This window comes from Caballeronia zhejiangensis (genome assembly GCF_000698575.1).
Classification (GTDB): domain Bacteria; phylum Pseudomonadota; class Gammaproteobacteria; order Burkholderiales; family Burkholderiaceae; genus Caballeronia; species Caballeronia zhejiangensis.
Genome location: NZ_JFHD01000020.1, coordinates 26,581 through 50,163, shown reverse-complemented (window position 1 = coordinate 50,163; position 23,583 = coordinate 26,581). Strand labels below are relative to the sequence as shown.

General features: G+C 64.0%; 23 protein-coding genes. 8 read left to right on the top strand and 15 right to left on the bottom strand.

What is annotated here, in order from left to right; translation table 11 throughout:
* The first annotated feature begins 10 nt into the window (after nt 1-10).
* From BG60_RS22960 to BG60_RS22950, 3 genes are read left to right on the top strand one after another with little or no spacing between them, the layout of a single operon-like run.
* Complete coding sequence (locus BG60_RS22960; RefSeq protein ID WP_008341915.1) at nt 11-757, top strand: TetR/AcrR family transcriptional regulator; 747 nt, start codon at nt 11-13, stop codon at nt 755-757.
* Complete coding sequence (locus tag BG60_RS22955) at nt 758-1,342, top strand: LOG family protein (RefSeq protein WP_034473048.1); 585 nt, start codon at nt 758-760, stop codon at nt 1,340-1,342.
* Between the two features lie 12 nt (nt 1,343-1,354).
* Nucleotides 1,355-2,101 carry an SDR family oxidoreductase gene (locus BG60_RS22950; protein WP_034473047.1) on the top strand — a complete coding sequence of 249 codons (747 nt, stop codon included), beginning with the start codon at nt 1,355-1,357 and terminating at the stop codon, nt 2,099-2,101.
* Here the strand turns inward: BG60_RS22950 and BG60_RS22945 are convergent, their stop codons facing one another.
* From BG60_RS22945 to sugE, 10 genes are all read right to left on the bottom strand, one after another.
* Nucleotides 2,102-2,977, bottom strand: coding sequence for a DUF5672 family protein (locus BG60_RS22945; protein WP_034473046.1), 876 nt, complete (start codon nt 2,975-2,977; stop codon nt 2,102-2,104).
* A gap of 60 nt (nt 2,978-3,037) precedes the next feature.
* Nucleotides 3,038-3,235, bottom strand: coding sequence for a hypothetical protein (locus BG60_RS22940; RefSeq protein ID WP_034473045.1), 198 nt, complete (start codon nt 3,233-3,235; stop codon nt 3,038-3,040).
* A gap of 46 nt (nt 3,236-3,281) precedes the next feature.
* The gene (locus BG60_RS37115; RefSeq protein WP_075583547.1) at nt 3,282-3,716 is read right to left on the bottom strand and encodes a S8 family peptidase; all 435 of its coding nucleotides are present in this window, start codon (nt 3,714-3,716) and stop codon (nt 3,282-3,284) included.
* Nucleotides 3,717-3,895: 179 nt separating this feature from the next.
* Nucleotides 3,896-4,771 carry a DUF5672 family protein gene (locus tag BG60_RS22930; RefSeq protein WP_033535778.1) on the bottom strand — a complete coding sequence of 292 codons (876 nt, stop codon included), beginning with the start codon at nt 4,769-4,771 and terminating at the stop codon, nt 3,896-3,898.
* Nucleotides 4,772-4,961: 190 nt separating this feature from the next.
* Nucleotides 4,962-5,540, bottom strand: a complete 579-nt coding sequence (locus tag BG60_RS22925) for a DUF924 family protein (protein WP_051996616.1) — start codon at nt 5,538-5,540, stop codon at nt 4,962-4,964.
* A gap of 2 nt (nt 5,541-5,542) precedes the next feature.
* Nucleotides 5,543-6,274 carry an alanyl-tRNA editing protein gene (locus BG60_RS22920; RefSeq protein WP_034473041.1) on the bottom strand — a complete coding sequence of 244 codons (732 nt, stop codon included), beginning with the start codon at nt 6,272-6,274 and terminating at the stop codon, nt 5,543-5,545.
* An 82-nt stretch (nt 6,275-6,356) separates the two neighbouring features.
* Nucleotides 6,357-6,770, bottom strand: coding sequence for a group II truncated hemoglobin (locus tag BG60_RS22915; protein ID WP_034473039.1), 414 nt, complete (start codon nt 6,768-6,770; stop codon nt 6,357-6,359).
* 17 nt (nt 6,771-6,787) lie between these two features.
* The gene (locus tag BG60_RS22910) at nt 6,788-9,304 is read right to left on the bottom strand and encodes an ABC transporter permease (RefSeq protein WP_420912055.1); all 2,517 of its coding nucleotides are present in this window, start codon (nt 9,302-9,304) and stop codon (nt 6,788-6,790) included.
* Between the two features lie 71 nt (nt 9,305-9,375).
* Nucleotides 9,376-10,005 carry a DUF4126 domain-containing protein gene (locus BG60_RS22905; protein WP_008341929.1) on the bottom strand — a complete coding sequence of 210 codons (630 nt, stop codon included), beginning with the start codon at nt 10,003-10,005 and terminating at the stop codon, nt 9,376-9,378.
* A 233-nt stretch (nt 10,006-10,238) separates the two neighbouring features.
* A complete protein-coding gene (gene sugE, locus BG60_RS22900) occupies nt 10,239-10,559 on the bottom strand; it encodes a quaternary ammonium compound efflux SMR transporter SugE (protein WP_008341930.1) in 321 nt (106 codons plus the stop codon).
* 245 nt (nt 10,560-10,804) lie between these two features.
* Between sugE and BG60_RS22895 the strand changes: the two genes are divergently transcribed.
* Both BG60_RS22895 and cydB read left to right on the top strand, forming a co-directional pair.
* On the top strand, nt 10,805-12,262 hold the full coding sequence (locus BG60_RS22895; protein WP_034473036.1) for a cytochrome ubiquinol oxidase subunit I: 1,458 nt from the start codon (nt 10,805-10,807) through the stop codon (nt 12,260-12,262).
* Between the two features lie 20 nt (nt 12,263-12,282).
* On the top strand, nt 12,283-13,290 hold the full coding sequence (gene cydB / locus BG60_RS22890; protein ID WP_034473035.1) for a cytochrome d ubiquinol oxidase subunit II: 1,008 nt from the start codon (nt 12,283-12,285) through the stop codon (nt 13,288-13,290).
* On the opposite strand, the gene BG60_RS22885 is transcribed toward cydB, so the two are convergent.
* Genes BG60_RS22885 through BG60_RS22875 form a run of 3 tightly spaced genes read right to left on the bottom strand, consistent with a single transcriptional unit; the run spans nt 13,291 to nt 15,719 of the window.
* Nucleotides 13,291-13,773, bottom strand: coding sequence for a hypothetical protein (locus BG60_RS22885; protein ID WP_034473033.1), 483 nt, complete (start codon nt 13,771-13,773; stop codon nt 13,291-13,293).
* Nucleotides 13,774-13,812: 39 nt separating this feature from the next.
* Nucleotides 13,813-14,379, bottom strand: coding sequence for a peroxiredoxin (locus BG60_RS22880; protein WP_051996614.1), 567 nt, complete (start codon nt 14,377-14,379; stop codon nt 13,813-13,815).
* 41 nt (nt 14,380-14,420) lie between these two features.
* Nucleotides 14,421-15,719 (bottom strand): EAL and HDOD domain-containing protein, encoded by a 1,299-nt coding sequence (locus BG60_RS22875; RefSeq protein ID WP_051996612.1) that lies wholly within the window; start codon nt 15,717-15,719, stop codon nt 14,421-14,423.
* A gap of 464 nt (nt 15,720-16,183) precedes the next feature.
* Between BG60_RS22875 and BG60_RS22870 the strand changes: the two genes are divergently transcribed.
* Nucleotides 16,184-18,064, top strand: a complete 1,881-nt coding sequence (locus BG60_RS22870; RefSeq protein WP_008341936.1) for a putative bifunctional diguanylate cyclase/phosphodiesterase — start codon at nt 16,184-16,186, stop codon at nt 18,062-18,064.
* Nucleotides 18,065-18,200: 136 nt separating this feature from the next.
* Nucleotides 18,201-19,673, top strand: coding sequence for an HDOD domain-containing protein (locus BG60_RS22865; protein ID WP_008341937.1), 1,473 nt, complete (start codon nt 18,201-18,203; stop codon nt 19,671-19,673).
* A 37-nt stretch (nt 19,674-19,710) separates the two neighbouring features.
* Here BG60_RS22865 and BG60_RS22860 read toward each other — a convergent pair whose 3' ends face one another.
* Entirely contained in the window at nt 19,711-20,154 is a 444-nt protein-coding gene (locus tag BG60_RS22860) for a hypothetical protein (RefSeq protein WP_008341938.1), read from the bottom strand.
* Between the two features lie 157 nt (nt 20,155-20,311).
* Nucleotides 20,312-21,940, bottom strand: coding sequence for a methyl-accepting chemotaxis protein (locus BG60_RS22855; RefSeq protein ID WP_034473030.1), 1,629 nt, complete (start codon nt 21,938-21,940; stop codon nt 20,312-20,314).
* A gap of 344 nt (nt 21,941-22,284) precedes the next feature.
* Here BG60_RS22855 and BG60_RS22850 point away from each other — a divergent pair, with 344 nt between their 5' ends.
* Nucleotides 22,285-23,559: an MFS transporter gene (locus BG60_RS22850; protein ID WP_008341940.1), complete on the top strand. Its 1,275-nt coding sequence runs from the start codon at nt 22,285-22,287 to the stop codon at nt 23,557-23,559.
* Nucleotides 23,560-23,583: the final 24 nt, after the last annotated feature.

The window sequence follows — 23,583 nt, the reverse complement described above, 5'->3', positions numbered from 1 at the left end:
GTCGGACGACATGGAAGCCAAACCACCCCGCCGCACCCGCGAACGGATACTCGAGCTGTCGCTGAAGTTGTTCAACGATATCGGCGAGCCGAACGTCACCACGACGACGATCGCCGAGGAGATGGAAATCAGTCCAGGCAACCTGTACTACCATTTCCGCAACAAAGACGACATCATCAACAGCATCTTCGCGCAGTTCGAGCAGCAGATTCAGAAGCGTCTGCGCTTTCCGGACGATCATCGCCCGACGATCGACGAGATGTGGTCGTATCTGCAATACATGGCGGATTTCCTGTGGACTTACCGGTTCCTGTATCGCGACCTGAACGATCTGCTCGCGCGCAACCGCACGCTCGAAACGCACTTCAAGCAGATCATCACGCACAAGGTGCACTTCGCGAGCCAGTTGTGCGAGGCGCTCGTGGCCGATCAGGAAATGGTCGCGACGCCCGAGGAGATCAAGGTGATCGCGACGAACATCGGCGTGATCGCGACGTACTGGCTGTCGTATCAGTACGTGATGAATCCGCGCAAGTACAACGATCAGGAAGCGATCCGCACGGAACTGCATCAGGCGAGCCTGCATATCATCTCGATCATGGCGCCGTATCTGCGCGGACGCTCGCGTCAGCTCTTCGACGATCTCGTTTCCGGTAAGCTGCCAAAGCGCGAGTATGCGGATTTCCTGCCGCCGCGCGAAGACGCGTCCAACGCATCGAACGCGTCGAAGACCGAAATACCGAAGGATTCCAGATAAATGAAGGCAGTTTGTGTTTATTGCGGCTCCGCGACCGGCGCCCGCCCCGTCTATGCCGAAGCGGCCAAGGCATTCGGCCGCGCGCTCGTTGAAAACGATCTCTCGCTCGTCTACGGCGGCGGCCGCGTCGGGCTGATGGGACTCATCGCCGATGAAGTGCTCGCCGCGGGCGGACGCGCCGTCGGCGTGATTCCCGAGTTGCTGCTCGCGAAGGAAGTGGGCCACACGGATCTCACCGAATTGCACGTCGTGCCCGACATGCACGAGCGCAAGAAGAAGATGGCCGATCTGTCGGACGCGTTCGTCGCGATGCCGGGCGGCGTCGGCACGTTCGAGGAGTTTTTCGAGGTCTACACGTGGGCGCAGCTCGGCTATCACCAGAAGCCGGTCGGCTTGCTCGACGTGAACGGCTACTACGATCCGCTCATCGCGATGCTGCGTCATACGGTCGACGAAGGCTTCATGCGCGAGGCGTATCTGGATTTCATTCAGGTCGCAGCCGAACCCGGCGAGATGATCGCAAAGCTGAAGACCTACACGCCGCCCGCGATCGACAAGTGGTCCGAAAAACGTAACGCCGTCTGAGGAGCGGAACCGATGTCGAAAGTCATCCTGATTACGGGGGCAAGCCGCGGCATCGGCCGCTCGGCTGCGGTGCTCGCGGGCGCGCGCGGCTGGTCGGTCGGCGTCAACTACGCGTCGAACGCCGCGGCCGCCGATGACACCGTCGCGGCAGTCGTTGCGGCGGGCGGCAAGGCCATCGCGATTCCCGGCGACGTCAGCGACGAAGCCGCAATCATCGCGATGTTCGACGCGACCGAGAAAGCCTTCGGCAAGATCGATGGCGTCGTGAACAACGCGGGCATCGTCGCGCACGGTTCGATGCTCGCGGACATGGATATCGCGCGCATGAAGCGCATCTTCGACATCAACGTGCTCGGTGCGTATCTCTGCGCGCGCGAGGCGGCGCGGCGCATGTCGACTTCGCGCGGCGGCAAGGGCGGATCGCTCGTGAATGTATCGTCGGCGGCGGCGCGGCTCGGCGGGCCGAACGAGTACGTCGATTACGCGGGATCCAAAGGTGCGATCGACACGCTCACGATCGGGCTGTCGAAGGAACTCGGGCGCGAAGGCGTGCGCGTGAACGCGATTCGCCCCGGGCTCATCGATACCGACATCCACGCGAGCGGCGGCAAGCCGGATCGCGCACACGTACTTGGCGTGCAGACGCCGATCGGACGCGCGGGCACCGCCGATGAAGTCGGCGAATCGATCGTATGGCTGTTGTCGGATGCGTCGTCGTATGTGACGGGCGCGATTCTGGACGTGTCGGGCGGGCGTTGATCACGCAGGCTCTGGCATGAACTCGAGCCGATAACCGCGCTCCTCGAGCATCTTGACCACAGGCGGCTCCAGCGGATGTTCGTCGATGTGGCGCCGCGTCGCGCCATAACGCACGACCGGCGGATCGATGCTGGCAAGACGCCGCCATGAACCGTGCATGCCGAATACAGCGTGAAGGTTCACGCCGATGTGACTGAGCGCGGCATGTTCGAAACCGAAACGCGCCGCGACTTCGAGCGGCGCGAACCGCAGACCCACGGCTTCCAGCTCGGGACGCAACATGCAGGTGAGTTGCACGTCTTCATGCGTGGCGTCGTTGAACCAGCTCATGGCGATCGGCTCGGAATCGCTGACGTCGGGCGGCGGGACCACCATCCGGATGTGCGGATGATCGACCAGCGCACGAAGCATGCGACGGCTACGGAGACTGAAGCCTCCGTTGAGCACCGGAATCACGACGGAGTCCGGGTTCTCGAGATCGCCGTACCAAGAAAAATCCTTCTTCCAGTAAATGCCTTCGGGTCTGTCGACGCGCGCGAGGTGTCCGGGCGCGCCGATATAGTCGTATTCGAGGAATTCATCGGTCCAGTTCGACGCGTCGAGCAGCCAGCCGTCTTCCTGGACGATCAGCACGTACTCCGTTTCGACCATGCGCCACAACGCGAACATCATGAAAAGGCTGTATTCCTTGAAGCTCAGCGGCGCGATGGCACGGTGACGAATGTCCGGCGGAAGATTGCCGGGTGCGGACGGGCTTAGAAGCAAGGCGGAAGCGCCGGGCATTTGCCGGCGGGAGAATTCGAGCGCCAGCGCCGCGCCGTGGGCGTCGTTCAGTCCGGTCACGGAGACCAGAGTGATGTTGCTGAAATCGGGCATGAAACACGTCGGATGATAAGGATGCCGAGCGATTCTAAATCACTGGCATTCGACGCCATCTCAAAAGGCTGGGTCATTCATCGACGCGCATTTGGCGGCGAGAATATGGTTTTGACGGGGAAAGTGCGCGATCATTTTCGATGAAGCGAGCAAATCGATCGGGTGGCTGATGTCGCATATGTCGTTATCGACACCGAACTCAGGCGCGCGGCAACTGTTCAGATCGTTGCAAAGGCCCGCGGCAGGCGAGCCTTCCATTCATACTCGACGACGTCTCGAGCGCGTAACAGCGGGATCTGCCCTGTCAGCTTCGTTTGATCGCCAGGATGCTCTCAACGGCCTTGCGGGCATTGATGAGACCCGCGCCACAACCCTCCGGACACTGTGCGGCCATCGATGTCGCCGTTGAAGTCAGGGCGGACTTTATCTCGTCGACGGTCGCCCCAGGGTTCGCCTCAAACATGAGTGCAATCACTCCTGCTACGTGCGGAGTCGACTGCGATGTGCCACTCAATATCGAAAACATGGAGTTGGATGCGGGAACGGTCTTACCTGTATCGATGGTCGAGATGATCGATCCGCCGGGGGCCATCACAGTGACCGGCGGCCCGTAATTCGAGAATACAGCACGATTGCCACCGGAATCCGTTGCACCAACAGTGACGATCCCGTTGCAGTTCCCAGGCTGCTGCGTCGAAACTTCCCCCTTGCCGTTAGGCCCGTTTCCGGAAGCAGTCACTCATTATTCGGATACCTTATTTAATTCGTATCCTTAATTTAACCGACCGTAAAACTGAACATTGCACCCAGATACTATGCGACCATGCCACCCTCCTCTGTCGATGATGATTACCAGAAAGCCCCCGCTAGCGTCATCGTCTGGGGGCGATGTCTTCCAGTGCGTCGCCCTATGCCTGCTCACTCCGCAGCGAACGTTACGCGATACCCGCGCGCCTCCAACATACGCACGACATCCATTTCCCGGAATGCCCGCTGTGCCAAACTGCGTTTGACTTTGTACTCCACGCTCGGTGGATCGATGCTGACCAGACGGCGCCAGAAAGCGTGATGGCCGAAAAGGTCCATGAAATCGGCATCGCCATAGATAGGACCGGAATCTTCGACTGCAAAGCGCTTGCACAAATCGAGCGGAGCGTACTTGATCCCGACCGCCTCGAGTTGCGGACGCAAAGTGGCAGTCAGTTGCACGTCTTCATTGGGTGCGCGATTACTCCAGCGCATGCGAAATTCGCTGTTATCGAGTAATTCCGGCCGCGGAATCTCAACCTTGATTTCCGGATGATCCATCAATGCGCGCAACATGCGCCTGCTGCGCAGGCTGAAGCCTCCATTCAAAACAGGCCGCACGACATGGCCCGGACGATCTATCCGATCGCGCCATTTGAAGTGTGAAATCCATTCGGTACCGGCGGCCGATTCGACGCACGCCTGATGAACGGGTGCCCCTATGTAGTCGTAGTCGAAGAATTCGTCACGCCAGTTATTGCCGTCCAGAACCCAGCCATCATCCTGCAAGACGAGCGCGAAATCGGTGTCGATCAGCTTCCAAAGCGCAAACATCACGAACCAGCTGTATTCGTGGTAGTTCATGGGAGCGATCTTGCGGTGCGCGATTCCTTCAGGCAGCCCGCGCGGCGAATTCGGACTGCAAAGTAATGCGCGCGCGCCTGGCATTTGTCTGCGACTCAATTCCAGCGCTGGAACGGCGCGCGTGGCGTCCTGCAAACCTGTTACGGAAACCAAAGTAATTCGATTAAAGTTCGCGCGCGTCATGCTGTTGCGATGGTCCGATATATGAATAGTGCCTTGATACAGCGGTATTCATATTAGGGGCGCATCGCTCATGCATCAATAGAACTAATCGGAAAACGGATCGTCAACGACCAATGTCAATCCGTTCGATCGACGATGTGACGCGGGCTTCCTCACGTAAAAGGGATGCGGCGCACGCTTCGCCCGTGGGTCAAAACCCGCCATGCGCCGCCAGCCACGCCTCCTCATCGGCGCGCATTTCGCGTCCGAGAATCCGATTGCGATGCGGAAAGCGTCCGAAGCGCTCGACCACTTCCGCGTGCTCCAGCGCCGATTCATGGAAGCTCGAAACGCCGGTCTCTTCTTTCAGCTTCGCGAATAAGCGCAGCGCCTCGCGCTGGCTCCCCATCGATTCATCGTGCTCGAACGGCATGTACGCGAACGCGCGATGGTACGCACTCGGCAAGCGCAGATCGTCGCCGCGCTCGACCAGCGTCTTCGCCAGCGCGAGCGCACGCGCATCGCCCGCAAACGCGCGCGGCGTGTTCCGATGACAGTTGCGCGAAAACTGATCGATGAGCACGATCAGCGCAAGCGTGCCGAGCGGCGTGCTTTCCCACTCGCGCAAGCCGCCCGCGTGCGCCTCGTCGAGCAGCGCGCCGAAACGTTCGGCGAGCAGCGAATCGAAGGCGCGCTTCTTCTTCCACCACAGCTTGCGATCCTGACCGAATTCCGCTGAACCGGGCGCGCCGAACCAGAGATCGAGCACGGCCTGAGCGCGCGGATCCATGCTCAGACGAGTTCCAGCACCAGTCGCCGCGTGCGCGCGCTCTTTTTCTCCAGCTTCGCGATGCGCAACTCGCCGATCTCCTCCGTGTTGCGCACATGCGTGCCGCCGCACGGCTGCAGATCGACATTCTCGATGCGCAAGAGACGCACGCGGCCGAGGCCCGTCGGCGGCTTCACGCTCATCGTGCGGACGAGCTCGGGACGCGCGGCCATTTCTTCGTCGGTGATCCATTCGGTCTGCACGCCGTGCGCGCCGCCGATCAGCGCGTTGAGCTTCGCTTCGACGGCTTCGCGCTCGATCGGCTCGACCGTCGCGAGATCGAGCCGCGCATATTCCGTCGTGATGCTGCAGCCGTCGACGGGATACGGCAGCACCGCGCAGATCAGATGGCTCGCCGTATGCAGCCGCATGCGCCGGTAACGCTGCGCCCAGTCGATCTCCGCGCTCACCTTGTCGCCGGTTTTCAGCTTCGCAAGCGCATCCTCCTGACCGGGCGCGGGAACGTGAACCGCGTCATCCGGCGTTGCGCCTTCGAACTTCGCCTTGCGCGTATCGGCGATCGCGATGACCGTGCCGTCCGCGAGCGTCAGCGTGCCGGCATCGCCCGCCTGACCGCCGCCGAGCGGATAGAACACGGTTTGATCGAGGTGGATGCCCTGCTCGTCGATGGCGGTGACGGTCGCGTCGCAACGCGTCTGATAAGCGTCCTCGCGAAAGAGTGCGCGTGTGCTCATGGTCGTGCTTCCTTGCGATGAGGCGAAAAAGCCGATGATGCATCAGCCGCGCCCCGCCTGAACCGGTACAAAAGAAAGCGAATCAACCGGGACGGTTGCGCATCCAGTCTGCGGTATCGAAGAACGAAGTGAGCAGCCGCTCGCGCAAGGATGCGTCGATGCCGATGTCTTCCATCGCCCACGCCATGCAGCGCAGCCATTGGTCGCGCTCGCTCGATGCAATCGCGAACGGCAGATGCCGCGCCCGCAAACGCGGGTGACCGAAGCGGCTGATGTAGTGATCCGGCCCGCCCATCCAGCCGCACAGGAACCAGAACGTCTTGTCGCGCGAATTGTCGAGCATCGGCGGATGCAGCGCGCGGATGCCCGCGAACTCCGGCTCGAGGTCCATCAGATCATAGAAACGGTCGACGAGCGCGCGCACGCGCTCTTCGCCGCCGACCAGCTCGAAAGCGGTCGGCTTTTGCACATCGTCTTCGGGATTGACGTCGGTCATTGCTCTGATTCGAAAAACTACGCGTCGCGCAGCGATTGCAGCGCGGGGCGCGCCAATACGCGCCGCAGGCTCAGCCAGCCGCCGAGCCCCGCGCACGCGACGCCCGCGACGATGCCCACCGGCACGAGCCACGGATTGAAATCGATATGAAACTCGAACACGCGCGCCGCCAGCACATAGCCGATGCCCTGCGCGCCGACCGCGGCCATCAGCCCGGACAGCGCGCCCACGGCGACGAACTCGGCGACCTGCACGAAGCGGATCTGTCCGTGCGACGCGCCAAGCGCGCGCAACAGCGCCGATTCGCGCACGCGTTCGTCGCGCGTACCGGCAAGCGCCGCGTAGAGCACGAGCACGCCCGCCGCGAGCGTGAAGAGGAACAGGAACTGCACCGCGCCGATCACCTGCGCGAGCGTGCGATGAATCTGCGCGAGAATCGGCGCGATATCGATCGCCGTCACGTTCGGATAACGCGCGACGAGCCCGTCGATCACGCGTTGCTCGTCTGCCAGCAGATGAAAGCTCGTGATGAAGGTCGCGGGAAGATCGGCGAGCGCGTCGGGCGGCAGCAGCACGAAGAAGTTGACCTTGAACGAATTCCAGTCGACCTTGCGCACGCTCGTCACCGGCGCTTCGACCGGCAGTCCGGCGACGTCGAAACGCAGCACGTCGCCCATCTTCACGCGGATCGTCTTCGCGATGCCCTCTTCGATCGACACCTGCGGCTTGCCGTCTTTGCCGAACCACGCGCCTTGCGTGACGCGGTTATCGCCCGGCAGTTCGGTCGTGTACGACAGATTGAATTCGCGATCGACGAGGCGCTTCGCGTCGGCACGGTCGTAGTTGTCCGGATTCACAGCCTTGCCGTTGATGGCGACGAGACGCGCGCGCACCATCGGCGAAAGCGCGGCGTCGGGCTGGCCGTGCGCGTGCAGATAGTCGAGCACGCCGGCGCGCTGGTCCGGCTGAATGTCGATGAGAAACTGATTCGGCGCGTCGGGCGGCGTCGCGTCGCGCCAGCCCTTGATGAGATCGTTGCGCGTCATGCCGATGAGCAGCAGACACATCAGCCCGATGCCGAGCGCGGTGATTTGCAGCGCGCTCGACCCGCTGCGCCGCTCCAGCGACGCGAGCGCATAACGCCAGCCGACGCCCGCGCGGCTGCGCTCGCGCCGCACGAAGCGCGCCGCCGCCCAGAGCGCCGCGCGCGCGATCGCGCCGAACACGAGCAGGCCCGCCGCGAAACCGCCCGCGACGATGCCGCCGAGCTTCAACTCGCCCGCCGCGACGATCAAAAGCGCCGCGAACAGCAGCACGCCGACGCCATACGCGGCATGAGCGACGCGTTGCGCATCGCCGAGTTCGCGCCGGATGACATGCACCGGCGGCACGCGCGTGATCGGCAGAAGCGGCGGCAGCGCGAAGCCGAGCAGCAGCACGAGCCCCATCGCGACGCCTTCCAGCGCGGGCCAGACGCTCGGCTGCGGCAGTTCGACATCGACGAGCGAGCCGAGCCAGTTCAGCAGCACGAGATGCCCGCCGAAACCGAGCACGACGCCCGCCGCGCTGCCGATCAGGCCGATCGCCAGAAATTCGTTCAGGAAGAGCGCGCGCAGCGTGCGCTGGCTGACGCCGAGACAGCGCATCGCGGCGCAGCCGTCGAGATGACGCCGCGCGAAACGATGCGCCGCCATCGCGATCGCGACCGCCGCGAGCAGCGCCGTCAACAGCGACACCAGCGTGAGGAAGTGGCTCGCGCGATCGATCGTCTGGCGCACTTGCGGCTGGCCGTCGGAGAGCGATTCCAGCGCGACGCCGCGCAGCTTGCCGCCATCGACGTTCTCGCGCGCGAACTTCGCGAACTGCTCGACCTGGCTGTCGGAACCGGCGACGAGCAGGCGATACGTCACGCGGCTGCCGTAGCCGATGAGTCCCGTGGCGGCGATTTCGTCGGCGCGCATCATCAGGCGCGGCGAGAAGTTGACGAACGAGAAGCCGCGATCCAGTTCGCGCGTGATGACGCCCGCGACCGTGAACGTGCGCGTGCCGACTTTCACCGTGCCGCCGACCTTCGTCTTGAGCGCATCGAGCAAGGCGGCGTCGACCCAGACGGTGCCGGGCGCGGGAATGCCGTGCGCGGGCGCATCGGCGGCGTCGACGGCGGGCGCGATGCGCAGCGCGCCGCGCAACGGATAGCCCTGCGTCACGCCCTTGATCGCCGCGAGGCGCGAGAGCGGCTGCGCGGACGTCGAACTGATCATGCTCGGGAAAATCGTCGTGCCCGCCGTCTCGAGTCCGAGCGATTTCGCTTGCGTTGCGAACATCGGATCGACGGGATGATCGGCGCGCACGACGAAATCGGCGGCGATCATCTGGCGTCCGTCGCGCGCGAGCCCCTGGCGCATGCGATCCGCGAGAAATCCGACGCTGGAGAGCGCCGCCACCGCCAGCACCAGCGCGAGCAGCAGCATCGTGAGCTCGCCCGCGCGCCAGTCGCGGCCGGTCATGCGCCACGCCTGACGCATCGTCTGCATGAAACCGAGCGTGATGTGCGGATGCGAATGTCCTGCCTTACGTGCGGCCTGATCGTTCCTGAATGCGGTGCTCAATCGTGCTTGCTCCGCAGCCGGTTCATCCGATGTTCCGAGCTCGGCAGCATGTGCTTGGCCATGCGCGACACCCCGCCGTGCACGCCGCGCGCGAGCCTCGGCAGCGCCCAGCCCGCCAGCACCAGAAACGCGAGAAGCAGCACGAGAAACAGCAGCGGCACGAAGAGCGCGAGCGCGATGCCGGTGACCGCGCCGACATCCTCGGTCGCCGACGCCGCCCAGTTCGACACCGGCTCCGGCGACAGATTGATGAGCGCCCGCGTGCCCGCCTTCGCGAAATGCGATGCACCGGCGAGCGTGCCGCCCGCGAGCGCGGCGATGGTGAGCATGGCGGGATCGGCGTGGCCGAGGGAGCCGGCGGCGAGCACCGCGCCCGCCGGAATGCGGATGAACGTGTGCACCGCGTCCCACAGGGAATCGAAGGCGGGAATTTTATCGGCGAGAAATTCGACGACCGCGAGCACGCCCGCGACGCCGATCACCCACGGCGAGCCGAGCACCGCAAGCGAATCCGGCAGGTGAACGATTCCCATGCGCTGGAACATGCCGGCGATGAAAACAGTGAGATACAGGCGCAGCCCGCTCGCCCATGACAGGCCCGCTGCGAGCGAAAGTGACTCAAGCATTGCCGTCTCCCTTAATGCTGCCAGCCGCCGGCGTTCGCCGCTACGGGACGATTTGCCGACTGAAAAGAGCGGTCTTTGCGGCAGATGCCGGAAGAAGCCGCCTACATCCGCGAAGATAGAACGAAAACGCGCAAAACGTTGCGCTCAGACAAATGCGGATGACCTCGAACCATTATATCCACGCAAATACGCGCGGTGCAGCACGGTTCAAGCGATTGGCGTTCCCGGCGCCCTCAGTGTCCTGACGAGAGCTTGAGCCCGATCAGCCCGGCGACGATCAGCACCGCGCTCAGGATGCGCGCCGCCGACAGCGCTTCGCCCATGAACACGATTCCGAAGACGAACGCGCCGACCGCGCCGATGCCCGTCCAAACGGCGTAGGCCGTGCCGAGCGGCAGTTGCTTCATGGCCATCGCGAGCAGGACGAAGCTGCCGAGCGCGGTGATGACGGTAAAGACGGACGGTCCGAGCCGGGTGAAGCCTTCGGACGATTTGAGACCGGCCGCCCAGGCGACTTCCAGCAGACCGGCGACGAAAAGAAGAATCCAGGACATCGAGCGACTCCCTTGAAAAATGGGGCCGTCCCCGACGAAACGATGCGCATGCGGTCGTCCGCATGGCTTAGGCGCGAAAGCCGAAGATTGTACCAAACGGGTGCATTCGCGGCACACGCCGCGCGGCGCTTCGCCGCGCGGCGTGTGGTCGCGTTCCTTAAAACCATGCTATTAAGGAGAAAAGCGCCCGCGCGAGGCGCGCCTTTCGACACATCCGCTGCAAAAAGCCTGAACAAGGAGCGTTCATGGATGTCGACTCGGTCCTGCTCTCCCGCTTCCAGTTCGCGTGGGTCGTCGCCTTTCACATTCTGTTGCCGGCCTTCACGGTCGGTCTGTCGTGCTTCATCGCGACGCTCGAATTCAACTGGTGGATCACGAAGCGCGACGTCTATCGTCGCCTGTCGGCGTTCTGGCTGAAAATTTTCGCGGTGTCGTTCGGCATGGGCGTGGTGTCGGGCATCGTGATGCCGTTTCAGTTCGGCACCAACTGGAGCCGTTTTTCGGATGCGACCGCGAACGTCGTCGGCCCGCTGATGGGCTACGAAGTGCTGACGGCGTTCTTCCTCGAATCGGCGTTTCTCGGCGTGCTGCTCTTCGGGCGCAAGCTCGTGCCGCAGTGGGCGCATGTGATGTCGGCGATTTTCGTCGCGGCGGGCACCGTGATCTCGTCGTTCTGGATTCTCGCCGTCAATAGCTGGATGCAGACGCCGCAAGGCCACCGCGTGCTGCCGGACGGCCGCTTCGAAGTGGTGAGCTTCTTCGACGTGATCTTCACGCCGTCGTTTCCGTACCGGCTCGGGCACACGGTGAGCGCGTTTCTCGTGACGGCCGGCTTCGTGATTCTCGGCGTCGGCGCGATGTATCTGCGCCAGCGCCGCGCGCTCGAGGAAAGCCGCGTGATGGTGAAGATGTCGCTGATCTTTCTCATCATCATGGTGCCGGTGCAGATGGTGATCGGCGACGCGCATGGACTCAACACGCTCAAGCATCAGCCGGCCAAGCTCGCGGCGATGGAAGCGCTCTGGGAATCCGGCACGCGCGTTCCGGCCAATCTCTTCTCGATTCCCGATCAGGACGAGGAACGCAATCACTTCGAAATCTCGATTCCGGTGCTCGGCAGCATTTATCTCACGCACGACCCCAACGGCTACGTGCGCGGCCTCAAGGACTTTCCGCGCGAGGACCGGCCGCCCGTCGCGGTCGTATTCTTCGCGTTTCACATCATGGTCGGCATCGCGCTGCTGATGTTCGCGCTCGTGCTGTGGGGCATCGTGCAGTTCGCGCGCGGGCGCATCGAGACGAGCACGCGCTGGCTGCGCGCGGCGACGTGGGCGATGCCGCTCGGCTTCATCGCGGTGATCGCCGGCTGGACGACGACCGAGGCCGGCCGTCAGCCGTGGACCGTCTACGGCATCCTGCGCACGAAGGATTCGGTGACGCCCTCGCTCACCGCCGCCGATGTCGGTCTCTCGTGGCTGCTCTATGTGCTCGCCTATCTCGTGATCTTCGGCGCGGGTTTGTTCCTGCTGCGGCGGCTCGTGCGCGTCGGGCCGGCCGAAGTCGGCCATGCGCACGAAAAGGACGAACTCGATACGAAGGCGCGCGCGGCGCGTCCGCTGTCGGCGGTATCGGCGGGCGGGAACGGCGCGACGCCCCGCGTGAGCGAGGACGACATCGTGCCGCCCGGCCGCGGACGCAAATAAGCAACGAACCGGAGAACGCGATGCTCGATCTCGTGCCGCTGTGGGCCGCCATTCTCGCGCTGGCGGTGTTCATGTATGTGCTGCTCGACGGCTTCGATCTCGGCGTAGGCATGGTTTTTCTGCTGCGCCGCGACGCCGAATCGCGCAATCTGATGATCAACTCCGTCGCGCCCGTCTGGGACTTTAACGAGACCTGGCTCATTCTCGGCGGCGGCGGATTGTTCGCGGTGTTTCCGCTCGCGTTCGCGATCATCGTGCCGGCCGTTTATTTCCCGATTCTCTTCATGCTGCTCGGGCTGATCTTTCGCGGCGTCGCGTTCGAATTCCGCGAAGTGACCGGCGCGCGCAAATGGCTGTGGGACGGGGCGTTCGGCTGCGGCTCGCTCGTCGCGACGTTCTCGCAAGGCATCGTGCTCGGCATGTTCATCCAGGGCTTCCCGATCGAAGGCCGCGTCTACGCCGGCACGAGCTGGAACTGGGTCGCGCCGTTTCCGTTGCTCGTCGGCGTGGGGCTGATCTTCGGCTATGCGCTGCAAGGCACGACGTGGCTCGTGCTCAAGACCGAAGGCGAACTGCAGGACTGGAGCCGCAAGATGGCGCGCTATGCGCTCATCGGCGTGATCGCGTTCATTCTGCTCATCAGCCTGTGGACGCCGCTCAAGGACGCGCGCATTGCCGCGCGCTGGTTTGCCTTCCCCGACAGCCTGGCGTTCGCGCCGGTGCCTGTGCTCACCGTGCTGCTCGCGTGGACGCTCTGGTCGAGCCTCGCGAAAGACCGCGACGTGCTGCCGTTCCTGTGCTCGATCGGGCTCTTCTTTCTCGCGTTCACGGGGCTCGTCATCAGCCTGTGGCCGTTCATCGCGCCGCCTTCGGTCACGCTCTGGGATGCGTCCGCCGCGCCCTTGTCGCATCAGTTTCTGCTGATCGGGACGATGTTTCTGCTGCCCGTCCTGATGATCTACGTGATCTGGTCGTACTGGGTGTTCCGCGGCAAGGTACGCGGCGACATGGGTTATCACGCGGAATAGTCAGAGCTTCTGCTGCGTGGCGAGCGACAGGATGCGCGCCCATTTGTGCGCCTCGCCGCGATCGCGCATCGGCAGCGTCCATTCGCCGTGCTTCGCGTCCCGCACGTCGAGCACGACCTGCCACGCGCCGTTCGTTCCATTCGCCTGCCGCATGCGCGCGCCGCGCAGGTCCGCGAAGATATAGCTGCCGCGCTCGTCGCCGACGCGCACATCGCACAGACGCTTGCCCGCCGCGACCCGCACGCCGCCCCAGTCGGATTTGAGTTCGTGGGTCCAGTCGCCGTGTTCGCCTTTGCGCAGATTCGGCGCGATCTCGCGGCGGCTCGCGAGCCAGCGCATCACGCCCGCCGCGATGATCGCCAGCACGACGATCGCAACCGCCACCGCGACGCCGAGGCCGAAGTGCGCGTGTAGCGCGTCGAACGACCATATCGCGCCGTAAATCAGCAATCCTAAGACGATCAGTCCGACGACGATGGGCATCGCGCCTCCCGCACGCTCAATCGATGAGACCGCAGCGTATCACTGCGCCTTGTGCTTCGCGTTCCAGTCGCGCAGCGCCTGCAGCGTGTTGGCGACGTGCTGGTCCGGCGACAGGCTCGTGTATTCGTAGATGACGCGGCCGTCGGGCGCGATCACGTAGGACACGCGATTGGCCATCGTGCTTTTCATCGGCATGGAGGCGTCGTAGGACTTGATGATCTTCGAGTTTTCGTCCGCCGCGACCGGAAACTTGCTGCGGCATTCGCTCACCGAAAACTTCTTCAACGTATCGATGTTGTCGTGCGACACGCCGATGACCGTCGCGCCTTCGGCCTTGTACTGATCGACCGCTTCCGCGAACTCATGCGCCTCGATCGTGCAGCCCTTCGTGAACGCCGCCGGATAGAAGTACAGCACGACCGGGCCTTTCTTGAGGGCATCGGCGAGCGAATAGTCGTACACGTTGCCGCCGAGCGACGCCTGCGCGGTGAAGTCGGGCGCGGCATCCCCGGGCTTGAGCGTCGCGCCTGCGACGAGCGGATAAACGGCCGCGGCCGCGGCCATCGCCAGAACAGCAGCCGCTTTCATACCGGAAAATCTTTTCATGCGCGCTCCTTTCGAAGACCTCGTTCATGCAAAGACGCCAACTATGCGTCGTCCTCGCCCTGATCCATCCGGTGTTGCGCGAACCACGCCGCCGCTTCGAATTGCAGTTTAGCGAGCACCGCGGGCGTGAGCACGTCGAGCGATGGCTGCGCGTGCCGGCTCGCGTCGATGGCGGGCGCATCGCCCCGCTCGGCAGCCCGCGCGATGCCGAGCAGCGCGCCGAGCAAGCCTTCGCCCGCGAGAATGGCCGTGCGGATTTCGGCCGCCAGATGGAGCTTATCGAGAATTTCCACGGGCTGCATGTTCAGCACGACATGCACGAGCGAGAAGATGCCGGTCATGAACGCGGCGTCGGAGAAGGCTTCGTCGGCGGGACGCAGCTTTTCGGCCGCGAGCTCCAGGAAGCGCGCGCGCGTGCCGACGAGTTGCAGCAGCGGATCCGAGCGCCACGGCAAACCGCTGCCGTCTGCGTAAAGCAGCAGCTGCGCCCAGCGCATCAACTGGCGCGTGCCGGTCGCGGCGATCGCCTCGCGCAACGACGACACGCGCCGCCCGCGCGTCTGCGCACTCGAATTCGCGAGACGCATCAGCTGCACGACGATATCCGGATTGCGCTTCAGTTCCGCTTCCAGCTCGCGCAGGCCCGGCTCGCCGGCGAGCACGGCCATGAGGCGCAGAAGCGAGCCGCGCGCCGGGCTCTCGCGCCGCGCCGAAAGCACCTGCGGCCGCGCGAAGAAATAGCCCTGAAAGAGATCGAAGCCGAGACGTTTGGCGCGCGTCAGATCGTCGAACGTCTCGATCTTTTCCGCCACGAGCAGCTTGCCGCGCCGCTTCACCTCCGCAGCGAGTAGCGGCAGATGCCGATCGTCCGCGGCGAGGAAATCGACCTTGACGATATCGACGGTCGGCAGCGCGGCATGCAGCGCGTCGTCGAGCTTCACGACGTTGTCGAGCGCGAAGCGAAAGCCCGCGTTGCGCAACTGCGCGCAGCGTTTGAATAGCGACTCGTCGAACGTGATGCTTTCCAGCAGCTCCAGCACGAAACGCTCGGGCTGCATGATGTGGACGATGTCGTCGAACAGCAGCTCGCGGTTCATGTTCACGTAACCGGGATGCGGCCCGAGCACCGCCGGCACGCCCATCTCGCCGATCGTGCGCGCGACGACATGCGCGGTCGCCTGCACGTCGTCGTGGATGCGGGCGCGATTGTCGGGGCTGTCGCGAAAGAGCAGTTCGTAGGCGACGAGCGCGCCTTCGCCGTCGAGGATCGGCTGACGCCCGACATAGACGCTTTGCCCGCGCCGCGCCGATGCCGCGCGCTTCAGGGAAGAATCGGGCATGGCGCGGACCGGTCGGATGCGCGCGGCGGCGCCGTGAAGCGTTGCGTGATGGCCGGCTCGATGGCCTTGGCTATGGCACAGGCCGGCCGCTTGGTGGATTCGATCATGGGGCGAACGAGTCGAACGGAATTCTGATGGTCAACAGCACGGCGAAAGCCCTGCGTCCGGCGGCACACCGACGAGAGAACGGGTTCCCGGCCGCAAACGCGCCACTGTAACCGAATTCTCCTGACGAGATAATATGAAACCTCATATCGACAATAACTGGACATTCTTGATGCCGCGATGCGCCCGCCGCATCCGCGCCGCCGGTTAAAGAAATCCCCGATCGCGCCGATAACTCGCCTGATAGAGCGTGTCGCGCCTCATTGCGGCACGTCCCGGCCGGAACCCGCGAGGCGCGTGTTCCGCGCGCCGCCGCCTGGCCGAAACAGCAGGCGCAGCCGCCAGAAACCAACGAGACCATGCAAGCGAACCGGATCAACGTCTCCCGCCGCGCACCGTGGCGCATCGCGCTCGATGCGCTCTCTCGCGCATGGGGAAGCGCCGCGCGCGAGCGGCATCCCGAGAGCGCCGGGGAGCCGCCCGCGCCCGCGACATCGCCCGGGGCCGGCGCGCCGGATGCGCCCGTCGCCGCCGTCGCGAATGCCCTGACCGACGCGTCCGAGGCCACGCTCGGCGCGGTCGACTTCCTCGCCCAGCTCGACGATGCGCTGCGCTTCCAGTATGTATCGGATGCGAGCATCGAGTTCATCGGCTATCACCGCGATTATCTGAGCATGCTGACGCTGCACGATCTCGTCGCATCCGAGGAAGCCGACGAGCTGCATGCGCTCGTCGCGCGGGCGCGCGTGAGCGGCAAGCTCGAATCGGCGACGCTGACGGTCGTGAAGTCGCTCACCTATCCCATCTGCGTCGAGTTGCGGCTCGTGTCGACGGCCGCGCGCGGCATGCCCGGCTTCGCGCTCGCCGCCTTCGACGTGACGCACTGGCGCGAGCGCGAAGCGGCGCTCGTGCATACGATCAATCACGATGCGCTGACGGGCCTCGACAATCTCATCGCCCTGAAGGCCGCGATCGTTGCGGCGCAGGACGAAGCCGAACTCACGCGCACGCACGCGGGACTCGTGCTGCTCGACATCGACGATTATCAGCGCATCAACCGCGCGCTCGGCTACGACGCCGGCGACGAGCTGCTGCGCGAAACCGCGCGGCGCATCCAGCATACGGCGGGACACGGCGAGCGCGTCGCGCGCGTGGCCGGCGACGAATTCGCCGTGCTGCTGCCGCCCGGCACCACGGCGGAACTCGCCGAAAGTCTCGGGCGGCGCTTGCTCACCGCGATCGCGCAGCCCTACCGGCATCGCGGGCAGCACACGCATTTGTCGGCGAGCGTGGGCGTCGCGCTGTATCCGGATCAGGCGGGCAGGCTCGCGAAAAGCGAAGCGCAGACCAACCTCTTGCGCATGGCCGATCAGGCGCTCGCGCAGGCGAAGGAATCGGGCGGCAATGCGCTCGTCTTCCACACGATCGACGACAACCCCGCCGACGCCGAGCGCCTCAAGCTCGAAGCGGACTTGTACGAAGCCGTGCGCAACGGTGAGTTCTCGCTCTACTTCCAGCCGATCACGAAGATCCGCACGGGCGCGGTGGTCGGCGTGGAAGCGCTGATGCGCTGGAATCATCCGGTGCACGGGCTCGTGCCGCCGTCGACGTTCATTCCGCTCGCGGAATCCATCGGCCTCATCAATTATCTGGGCAACTGGGTGCTGAAGGCCGCGTGCATGCAGATCGTGCAGTGGGACGCGATCGGCATCCGGCTCGATTACGTGTCGGTGAACGTGTCGCCGCAGCAGTTCCGCGACAAACGATTCACCGCCGCAGTGAAGGAAGCGCTCGCGCTCACCGGCATCGACGCGCGGCGGCTCGTGTTCGAGATCACCGAAAGCCTTTTGATGCACGATCCGGAGGAAGCGACGCGCCTGCTCGAAACGCTGACGACGATCGGCATCCGCTTCGCCGTCGACGATTTCGGCACCGGCTATTCGAGCCTCGCCTATTTGCAACGTTTTCCGCTCTCGAAGCTCAAGATCGACCGCAGCTTTGTCGAGAACCTGATTACGTCCCGAAACAATCGCGCGATCGTGAGCGCGGTGGTCGGGCTGGCGCAATCGCTCGGACTGGAGCTGGTGGCCGAAGGCGTCGAAACCGAGGCGCAGCGGGATTTGCTCGCGGACCTCGGATGCGACCATATTCAGGGCTGGCTCATCAGCCATGCGTTGCCGTCGGACGAGCTGGCGCGCTCGTTCCAGTCGCATTCGCTCGTATTGCACGAGACATTATGAACGGACGATTGTTCGTGTTTTAATCGAAGCACGCGCCGTAACTCCCTAATAACGTGTACATTTCGTTGTTGGGTGCTGGATTGCAGGACCGCCTCGGGTTAGCCGTCGCGTAACGAACGAGTTCTTATTTTTTGCAATGGCACGCACCAAGGCCGAACTACTGGACAAGCTGTGGTCGCGCATGAGCGAGCGCGGGGATTTCCCCATGCTGTCTCAGGCGCTGCGCTCGACTGTGTCCGCAATGAGCGATGACGACCTCGACTTCACGTCCCTCGTGCAAGTCGTGCTGTCGGACGTCGGCCTCACGCAGAAGGTGCTGCGGCTCGCCAACTCGGCGATGTACATCGCGTTCGGCGGCAACATCACCACCGTCACGCGCGCGTTGATGGTGCTCGGCATGGACGCCGTCGGTCATCTCGTCGTCGGGTTGAAGCTCGTCGACCACTTCCATCAGAGCGCGCCGCGCCGTATCGACGCGAAGCTCGAACTGAACCGCACCCTGCTCTCGGGCGCGGTTGCGCGGCAGCTCACCGAGCACAAGGACTTGCGCTCCGCCGAGGAAGCGGTCGTCTGCACGCTGATGCGGCAGATCGGCAAGCTGCTCGTCGCGTTCTATCTCGAACACGAGTGGGATCAGTTGCGCCGCAAGGCCGCTTCGGAAAACATCCCCGACAGCGCCGCCTGTGCCGCGCTGCTCGGCGTCACCTTCGACGAGATCGGCCTCGAAGCGGCGGACCGCTGGCGTCTGCCCGAGACGATTCGCGAAGGCATGCGCGCGACCGATCCGAACGCGCCTGTCGATGAAACCGTGCCGAAGCACGTTCGCTGGCTGCGCGCGATCTCCAACTATTCGACCGAAGTCGCGGACGCGCTCACGGCGCAAAACGTGGCCGCGGACGGCCGCGAATCGGTGCTCTTCGATATCGCGAACCGCTACACCGGACCGCTCAACACCGACGCCGACACGCTCACGTCGATGAGCCTCGCGCTCGCGAACGAAGAAGCGAGCGACGGCGTGATGCGCGAGATCTCCGAGCTGCAGGCCAACGCCGATGCCATGGCGCGCGCGAACGTATCGGCGGAGGCGCGCATCGGCGCGAGCGTCGCGGACTTGCGCTCGTTGCCGTCGAAGAATGCGCTCGCGCCGGCGCTCGCGCTCGCGTCGGAATCGATACTCGGCAGCCTGCATCTGTCGCGCACCGTGGTGTTCGTGCGCCAGGCCAACAACGAATTCCACGCGCGTCTCGGCCTCGGCGCGGGCGTCGAGCCGATGTTGCCGAAACTGCGCTTCTCGGCGGAGTTCCGGCCCGACGTGTTTCATCTCGCGATCAGCAATCCGGTCGGCATCTTCATCGAGAACGCGCACGACGCGCGCATCGACGCCCGCCTGCCGCGCTGGTACAAGGAGACGCTCGGCGAAGCGCAGGCGTTCGTCGTGCTGCCGGTGAAATCGAACGATACGACCGTCGCGCTGATCTACGGCGACTGGACCTCGCCGCAACACGTGCGCAAGATCTCGCCCGCCGAGATGAGCGCACTGAACGAGCTCACGAAGGAGCTGAGCCGTTTTTTCTTTAGCGCGAACTGGAAGGAAGTCGAGCTCATCTGAGCGGCTTCCTTCTTGCGCGCAGACCCCTTCCTCCGCCTTATTCCCGCTTCAGAATCGCCACGGCCTGCTCGCCGTATCGCACGATATAGCCGCCGTGCGCGCGCTGCCATTCGCGTGCTTCCGATTCGTTCGCAAACCAGTTCTTCTCGTAGTCGTTGAACGCGCCGGCGTCGAGCCGATAGCGGTCGATCGCCGCGTCCGGCTGTTCGTCGATGTGGGATTTGCACGCGTCCCAGCCTGGGTAGCCGAGTTCGACGGCGAGCATCGAAAGCAGATGCTTCAGTTGCAGATCGTCGCGCATCGCGTGCAGATCGGCGAGGCGTTCCGCGCGCGTGACGTTCGTCGCGAGCAGGCGGCGCAGAACGGGCATCGACGCGCTCGTATCGCCGTCGCGGGCGTGACGAAGCAGACGCCGCGCATGTTCGCGCAGATAGTCGCTATTGGAAACGGAAGAAGAGATCGGACAGGATGTAGACCACATGACGTTGTTCCTTTGTTGCGCCGTTCTCGCTGCGGCTATAAAGGTTCGACGTTGCGGTTCGATCCAAAGTTGAGGTGCTGCACGGCAGGTGCGTAAGACTTTCGCGAGACCGGGCGCCCTGCCGCGCCCGTCCGCGATTCTATCCTCAAGCCTTGCGTCAGGCCAACTGGAATTTTCCGACGAGCGACTTGAGCGCGCGCGCCTGATCGTCGAGCGATTGCGCGGCGGCCGCCGCCTGTTCGACGAGCGCGGCGTTCTGCTGCGTGTTCGCGTCCATCTTCGTGACGGCCTCGCCGATCGACTCGATGCCCGTCTTCTGCTCCGCCGATGCCGCCGAGATCTCGCCCATGATGTCCGTGACGCGGCGCACGGCCTTGACGACTTCCTCCATCGTGGCGCCCGCTTCCTGCGCGTAGGTCGAGCCGTCCGACACGCGCGACACCGATGTATCGATGAGCCCTTTGATCTCCTTCGCCGCCGACGACGAACGCTGCGCGAGACTGCGCACCTCGCCCGCGACGACCGCGAAGCCGCGTCCCTGCTCGCCCGCGCGCGCCGCTTCGACCGCCGCGTTCAGCGCGAGGATGTTGGTCTGGAACGCGATGCCCTCGATCACGCCGATGATGTCGCCGATGCTCTTCGCGCTCGCATCGATGCGCTGCATCGTTTCGACGACGCGGCCCACGACCGCGCCGCCCTTCTCCGCGATCTCCGACGCGCTCGCCGCGAGCGTGCTCGCCTGCTTCGCATTGTCGGCGTTCTGACGCACCGTCGACGTGAGCTGCTCCATGCTGGCCGCGGTTTTTTCCAGCGCGACGGCCTGCTCCTCGGTACGGCGCGACAAGTCGACGTTGCCCGTCGAAATCTCGCTCGATGCCGAAGCGATCGCCTCCGCGCTCGCCGCGATATCGCCGACGGTCGACGACAGTCCCGCCTGCATTTCGGAGAGCGCGTGAAGCATCGACGCGTCGTCGCGACGCTTGAGCTTGACCGGATACGCGAGATCGCCCGATGCGATGCGACGCGCGATGTCCTTCGCATAACCGGGCTCGCCGCCGAGCTGGCCGGCGAGACGCCGCACGACCCATTCGGAGACGACGATCGCGAGCGCGAACAACGCGAGCGTCAGCACCGACACCATCACGAACGACGAATGGAAGATGAACGCGGCGGATTCGATCGTCGCCTTGGCTGCGGCGCCGCGGCGCGCGACGAGTTCATCGACCATCTTTTCGAGCTTGCCCGTTTCGACGAGCAGCGACACGTCCTGCATGCCGACTTGCCAGTTCATCTGCGAGAGATCGAGCGGTTGCTCCTTCACGAGCTTCACGAACGTCCGCAGATTCTCGGCCCACTTGCCGAGCGCGATCGAGAAGTTCTTTTGCTGCGCGAGCGCGTCCTTGTCGGCGTGATCGATGTATTGCGCGAGCTGCGCCTGTTCACGTCCGATTTCGGCGAGCGATTGCTCGATCTGCGCGCCGAGATCGTCGCGCTCTTTCGCCGTGCTCGCGGTGAGCAGCATCTTCTGCGACCGGCTCGCGCGCAGCAGATAGCCGCGCGTTTCCTCGGCCGCGCGGCTCGCGACGTAGCCTTGCGTGTAGATGGATTCGGTCGCGCCGTTCAGACGGCTGATCTGCGTGAGCGAAATTGCGCCGATGACGAGCGTGCCCGCGAGCACGAGTCCGAAAGCCAGCCTGAGCGATGCCTTGACTGATAGCGTGCGCTTCGCTTCGTCATGCGCCTTGAAGCCCGCGTCTTTTGCGCCGCGTAGCGAAAACAGTTCCATCGATCGAATCCCCGAATTTGTTCTTTGGACTGGGCCGTCGTGAGGCGTGTCCTGGTCTGATCCCTGCCGGGAATACGGCAGGTTTGCGGGCTTTCTTGAGCCTTTTTTTAGCAGGAGCGCACGTTCGTTCGCTCCGCCGTCGCTTCTTATAACCGGCCAAAAAACCTTGCGTGCGACGAAATCGCAGCTTGATTCGCTGCCGATCCTGTCCGATTCGCGACAAAGCTTGGCAGGACAACGCGTCGGGGACAGCCTACACTTGTCAGAAATTCAGTCTGCGCATAAATGTCGCACTGACAAAAGATCGATTCCGAGACGCTTTCCTGCTTTCACAAGCCATCACTATGCAAACGAGCATCGACAAGGGCGCTTTGTCGCCTTCCGGCGCATCGGCCGGCGCTTCCGCCAACGCTTCTGCCAACGCTTCCGCCGCGACATCAGCGGGCGCGCAACGCACCGTTTATTCCGTTCTGGGCGCGATCAGCTTTTCGCACCTTTTGAACGACATGATCCAGTCGCTGATTCTGGCGATCTATCCGATGTTCAAGAGCGAATTCGCGCTCACGTTCGGACAGATCGGCCTCATCACGCTCGTGTATCAGGTGACGGCTTCGCTGCTGCAACCGCTCGTCGGCCTGTACACGGACAAGCATCCGAAGCCGTATTCGCTTCCGGTCGGCATGGGCTTCACGCTGTCGGGTCTCTTGCTGATGTCGGTCGCGGGCAGCTTCGGCACGCTCTTGATCGCGGCGGCGCTGGTCGGCTGCGGATCGTCGGTGTTTCATCCGGAATCGTCGCGGGTGGCGCGCATGGCGTCGGGCGGCAAGCACGGTCTCGCGCAGTCGCTCTTTCAGGTCGGCGGCAACGCCGGTTCGTCGTTAGGTCCCTTGCTCGCCGCGCTGATCGTCATCCCGCACGGGCAAAAGAGCATCGCGTGGTTCTCGGTGGCCGCGCTCGTCGCGATGTTCGTGCTGGCGAATATCGGCCGCTGGTACAAGCGTCATCCGGCGACGAAGAAGGGCCGCGCGCAGACCGCGCACGCGACGCTGCCGCGCAACAAGGTCGTCATGGCGATGAGCGTGCTCGTGCTGCTCGTGTTCTCGAAGTACTTCTATCTGGCGAGCATCACGAGTTACTTCACGTTCTATCTGATCAGCAAGTTCGGCATCTCGGTGCAGGCCGCGCAGATCCATCTGTTCGTGTTCCTCGCGGCGGTGGCGGCGGGCACGATCATCGGCGGTCCGGTCGGCGACAAGGTCGGGCGCAAGGCGGTGATCTGGGTGTCGATTCTCGGCGTCGCGCCGTTCACGCTCTTGATGCCTTACGCGAACCTGTTCTGGACGGGCGTGCTGTCGGTGATCATCGGGCTCGTGCTGGCATCGGCGTTCTCGGCGATTCTCGTGTATGCGCAGGAACTGATTCCGGGCAAGGTCGGGATGGTCGCGGGCTTGTTCTTCGGATTCGCGTTCGGCATGGGCGGCGTGGGCGCGGCGGTGCTCGGGCATCTCGCGGATGCGACCAGCATCGATTATGTGTACAAGGTTTGCGCGTTCCTGCCGTTGCTGGGCGTGTTGACGGTGTTGTTGCCGAAGACGCATGAGGGGAAGGCGAAGGCCTGAGCGCACGCGATGACGATCACAACG

What these genes read in the sequence shown, in the direction of transcription:
- BG60_RS22960 (WP_008341915.1), top strand. Translation starts at nt 11, where the DNA reads ATGGAAGCCAAACCACCCCGCCGCACCCGCGAACGGATACTCGAGCTG.
- BG60_RS22955 (WP_034473048.1), top strand. Translation starts at nt 758, where the DNA reads ATGAAGGCAGTTTGTGTTTATTGCGGCTCCGCGACCGGCGCCCGCCCC.
- BG60_RS22950 (WP_034473047.1), top strand. Translation starts at nt 1,355, where the DNA reads ATGTCGAAAGTCATCCTGATTACGGGGGCAAGCCGCGGCATCGGCCGC.
- BG60_RS22945 (WP_034473046.1), bottom strand. Translation starts at nt 2,977, where the DNA reads ATGCCCGATTTCAGCAACATCACTCTGGTCTCCGTGACCGGACTGAAC.
- BG60_RS22940 (WP_034473045.1), bottom strand. Translation starts at nt 3,235, where the DNA reads ATGGAAGGCTCGCCTGCCGCGGGCCTTTGCAACGATCTGAACAGTTGC.
- BG60_RS22930 (WP_033535778.1), bottom strand. Translation starts at nt 4,771, where the DNA reads ATGACGCGCGCGAACTTTAATCGAATTACTTTGGTTTCCGTAACAGGT.
- BG60_RS22925 (WP_051996616.1), bottom strand. Translation starts at nt 5,540, where the DNA reads ATGGATCCGCGCGCTCAGGCCGTGCTCGATCTCTGGTTCGGCGCGCCC.
- BG60_RS22920 (WP_034473041.1), bottom strand. Translation starts at nt 6,274, where the DNA reads ATGAGCACACGCGCACTCTTTCGCGAGGACGCTTATCAGACGCGTTGC.
- BG60_RS22915 (WP_034473039.1), bottom strand. Translation starts at nt 6,770, where the DNA reads ATGACCGACGTCAATCCCGAAGACGATGTGCAAAAGCCGACCGCTTTC.
- BG60_RS22910 (WP_420912055.1), bottom strand. Translation starts at nt 9,304, where the DNA reads ATGCAGACGATGCGTCAGGCGTGGCGCATGACCGGCCGCGACTGGCGC.
- BG60_RS22905 (WP_008341929.1), bottom strand. Translation starts at nt 10,005, where the DNA reads ATGCTTGAGTCACTTTCGCTCGCAGCGGGCCTGTCATGGGCGAGCGGG.
- sugE (WP_008341930.1), bottom strand. Translation starts at nt 10,559, where the DNA reads ATGTCCTGGATTCTTCTTTTCGTCGCCGGTCTGCTGGAAGTCGCCTGG.
- BG60_RS22895 (WP_034473036.1), top strand. Translation starts at nt 10,805, where the DNA reads ATGGATGTCGACTCGGTCCTGCTCTCCCGCTTCCAGTTCGCGTGGGTC.
- cydB (WP_034473035.1), top strand. Translation starts at nt 12,283, where the DNA reads ATGCTCGATCTCGTGCCGCTGTGGGCCGCCATTCTCGCGCTGGCGGTG.
- BG60_RS22885 (WP_034473033.1), bottom strand. Translation starts at nt 13,773, where the DNA reads ATGCCCATCGTCGTCGGACTGATCGTCTTAGGATTGCTGATTTACGGC.
- BG60_RS22880 (WP_051996614.1), bottom strand. Translation starts at nt 14,379, where the DNA reads ATGAAAAGATTTTCCGGTATGAAAGCGGCTGCTGTTCTGGCGATGGCC.
- BG60_RS22875 (WP_051996612.1), bottom strand. Translation starts at nt 15,719, where the DNA reads ATGCCCGATTCTTCCCTGAAGCGCGCGGCATCGGCGCGGCGCGGGCAA.
- BG60_RS22870 (WP_008341936.1), top strand. Translation starts at nt 16,184, where the DNA reads ATGCAAGCGAACCGGATCAACGTCTCCCGCCGCGCACCGTGGCGCATC.
- BG60_RS22865 (WP_008341937.1), top strand. Translation starts at nt 18,201, where the DNA reads ATGGCACGCACCAAGGCCGAACTACTGGACAAGCTGTGGTCGCGCATG.
- BG60_RS22860 (WP_008341938.1), bottom strand. Translation starts at nt 20,154, where the DNA reads ATGTGGTCTACATCCTGTCCGATCTCTTCTTCCGTTTCCAATAGCGAC.
- BG60_RS22855 (WP_034473030.1), bottom strand. Translation starts at nt 21,940, where the DNA reads ATGGAACTGTTTTCGCTACGCGGCGCAAAAGACGCGGGCTTCAAGGCG.
- BG60_RS22850 (WP_008341940.1), top strand. Translation starts at nt 22,285, where the DNA reads ATGCAAACGAGCATCGACAAGGGCGCTTTGTCGCCTTCCGGCGCATCG.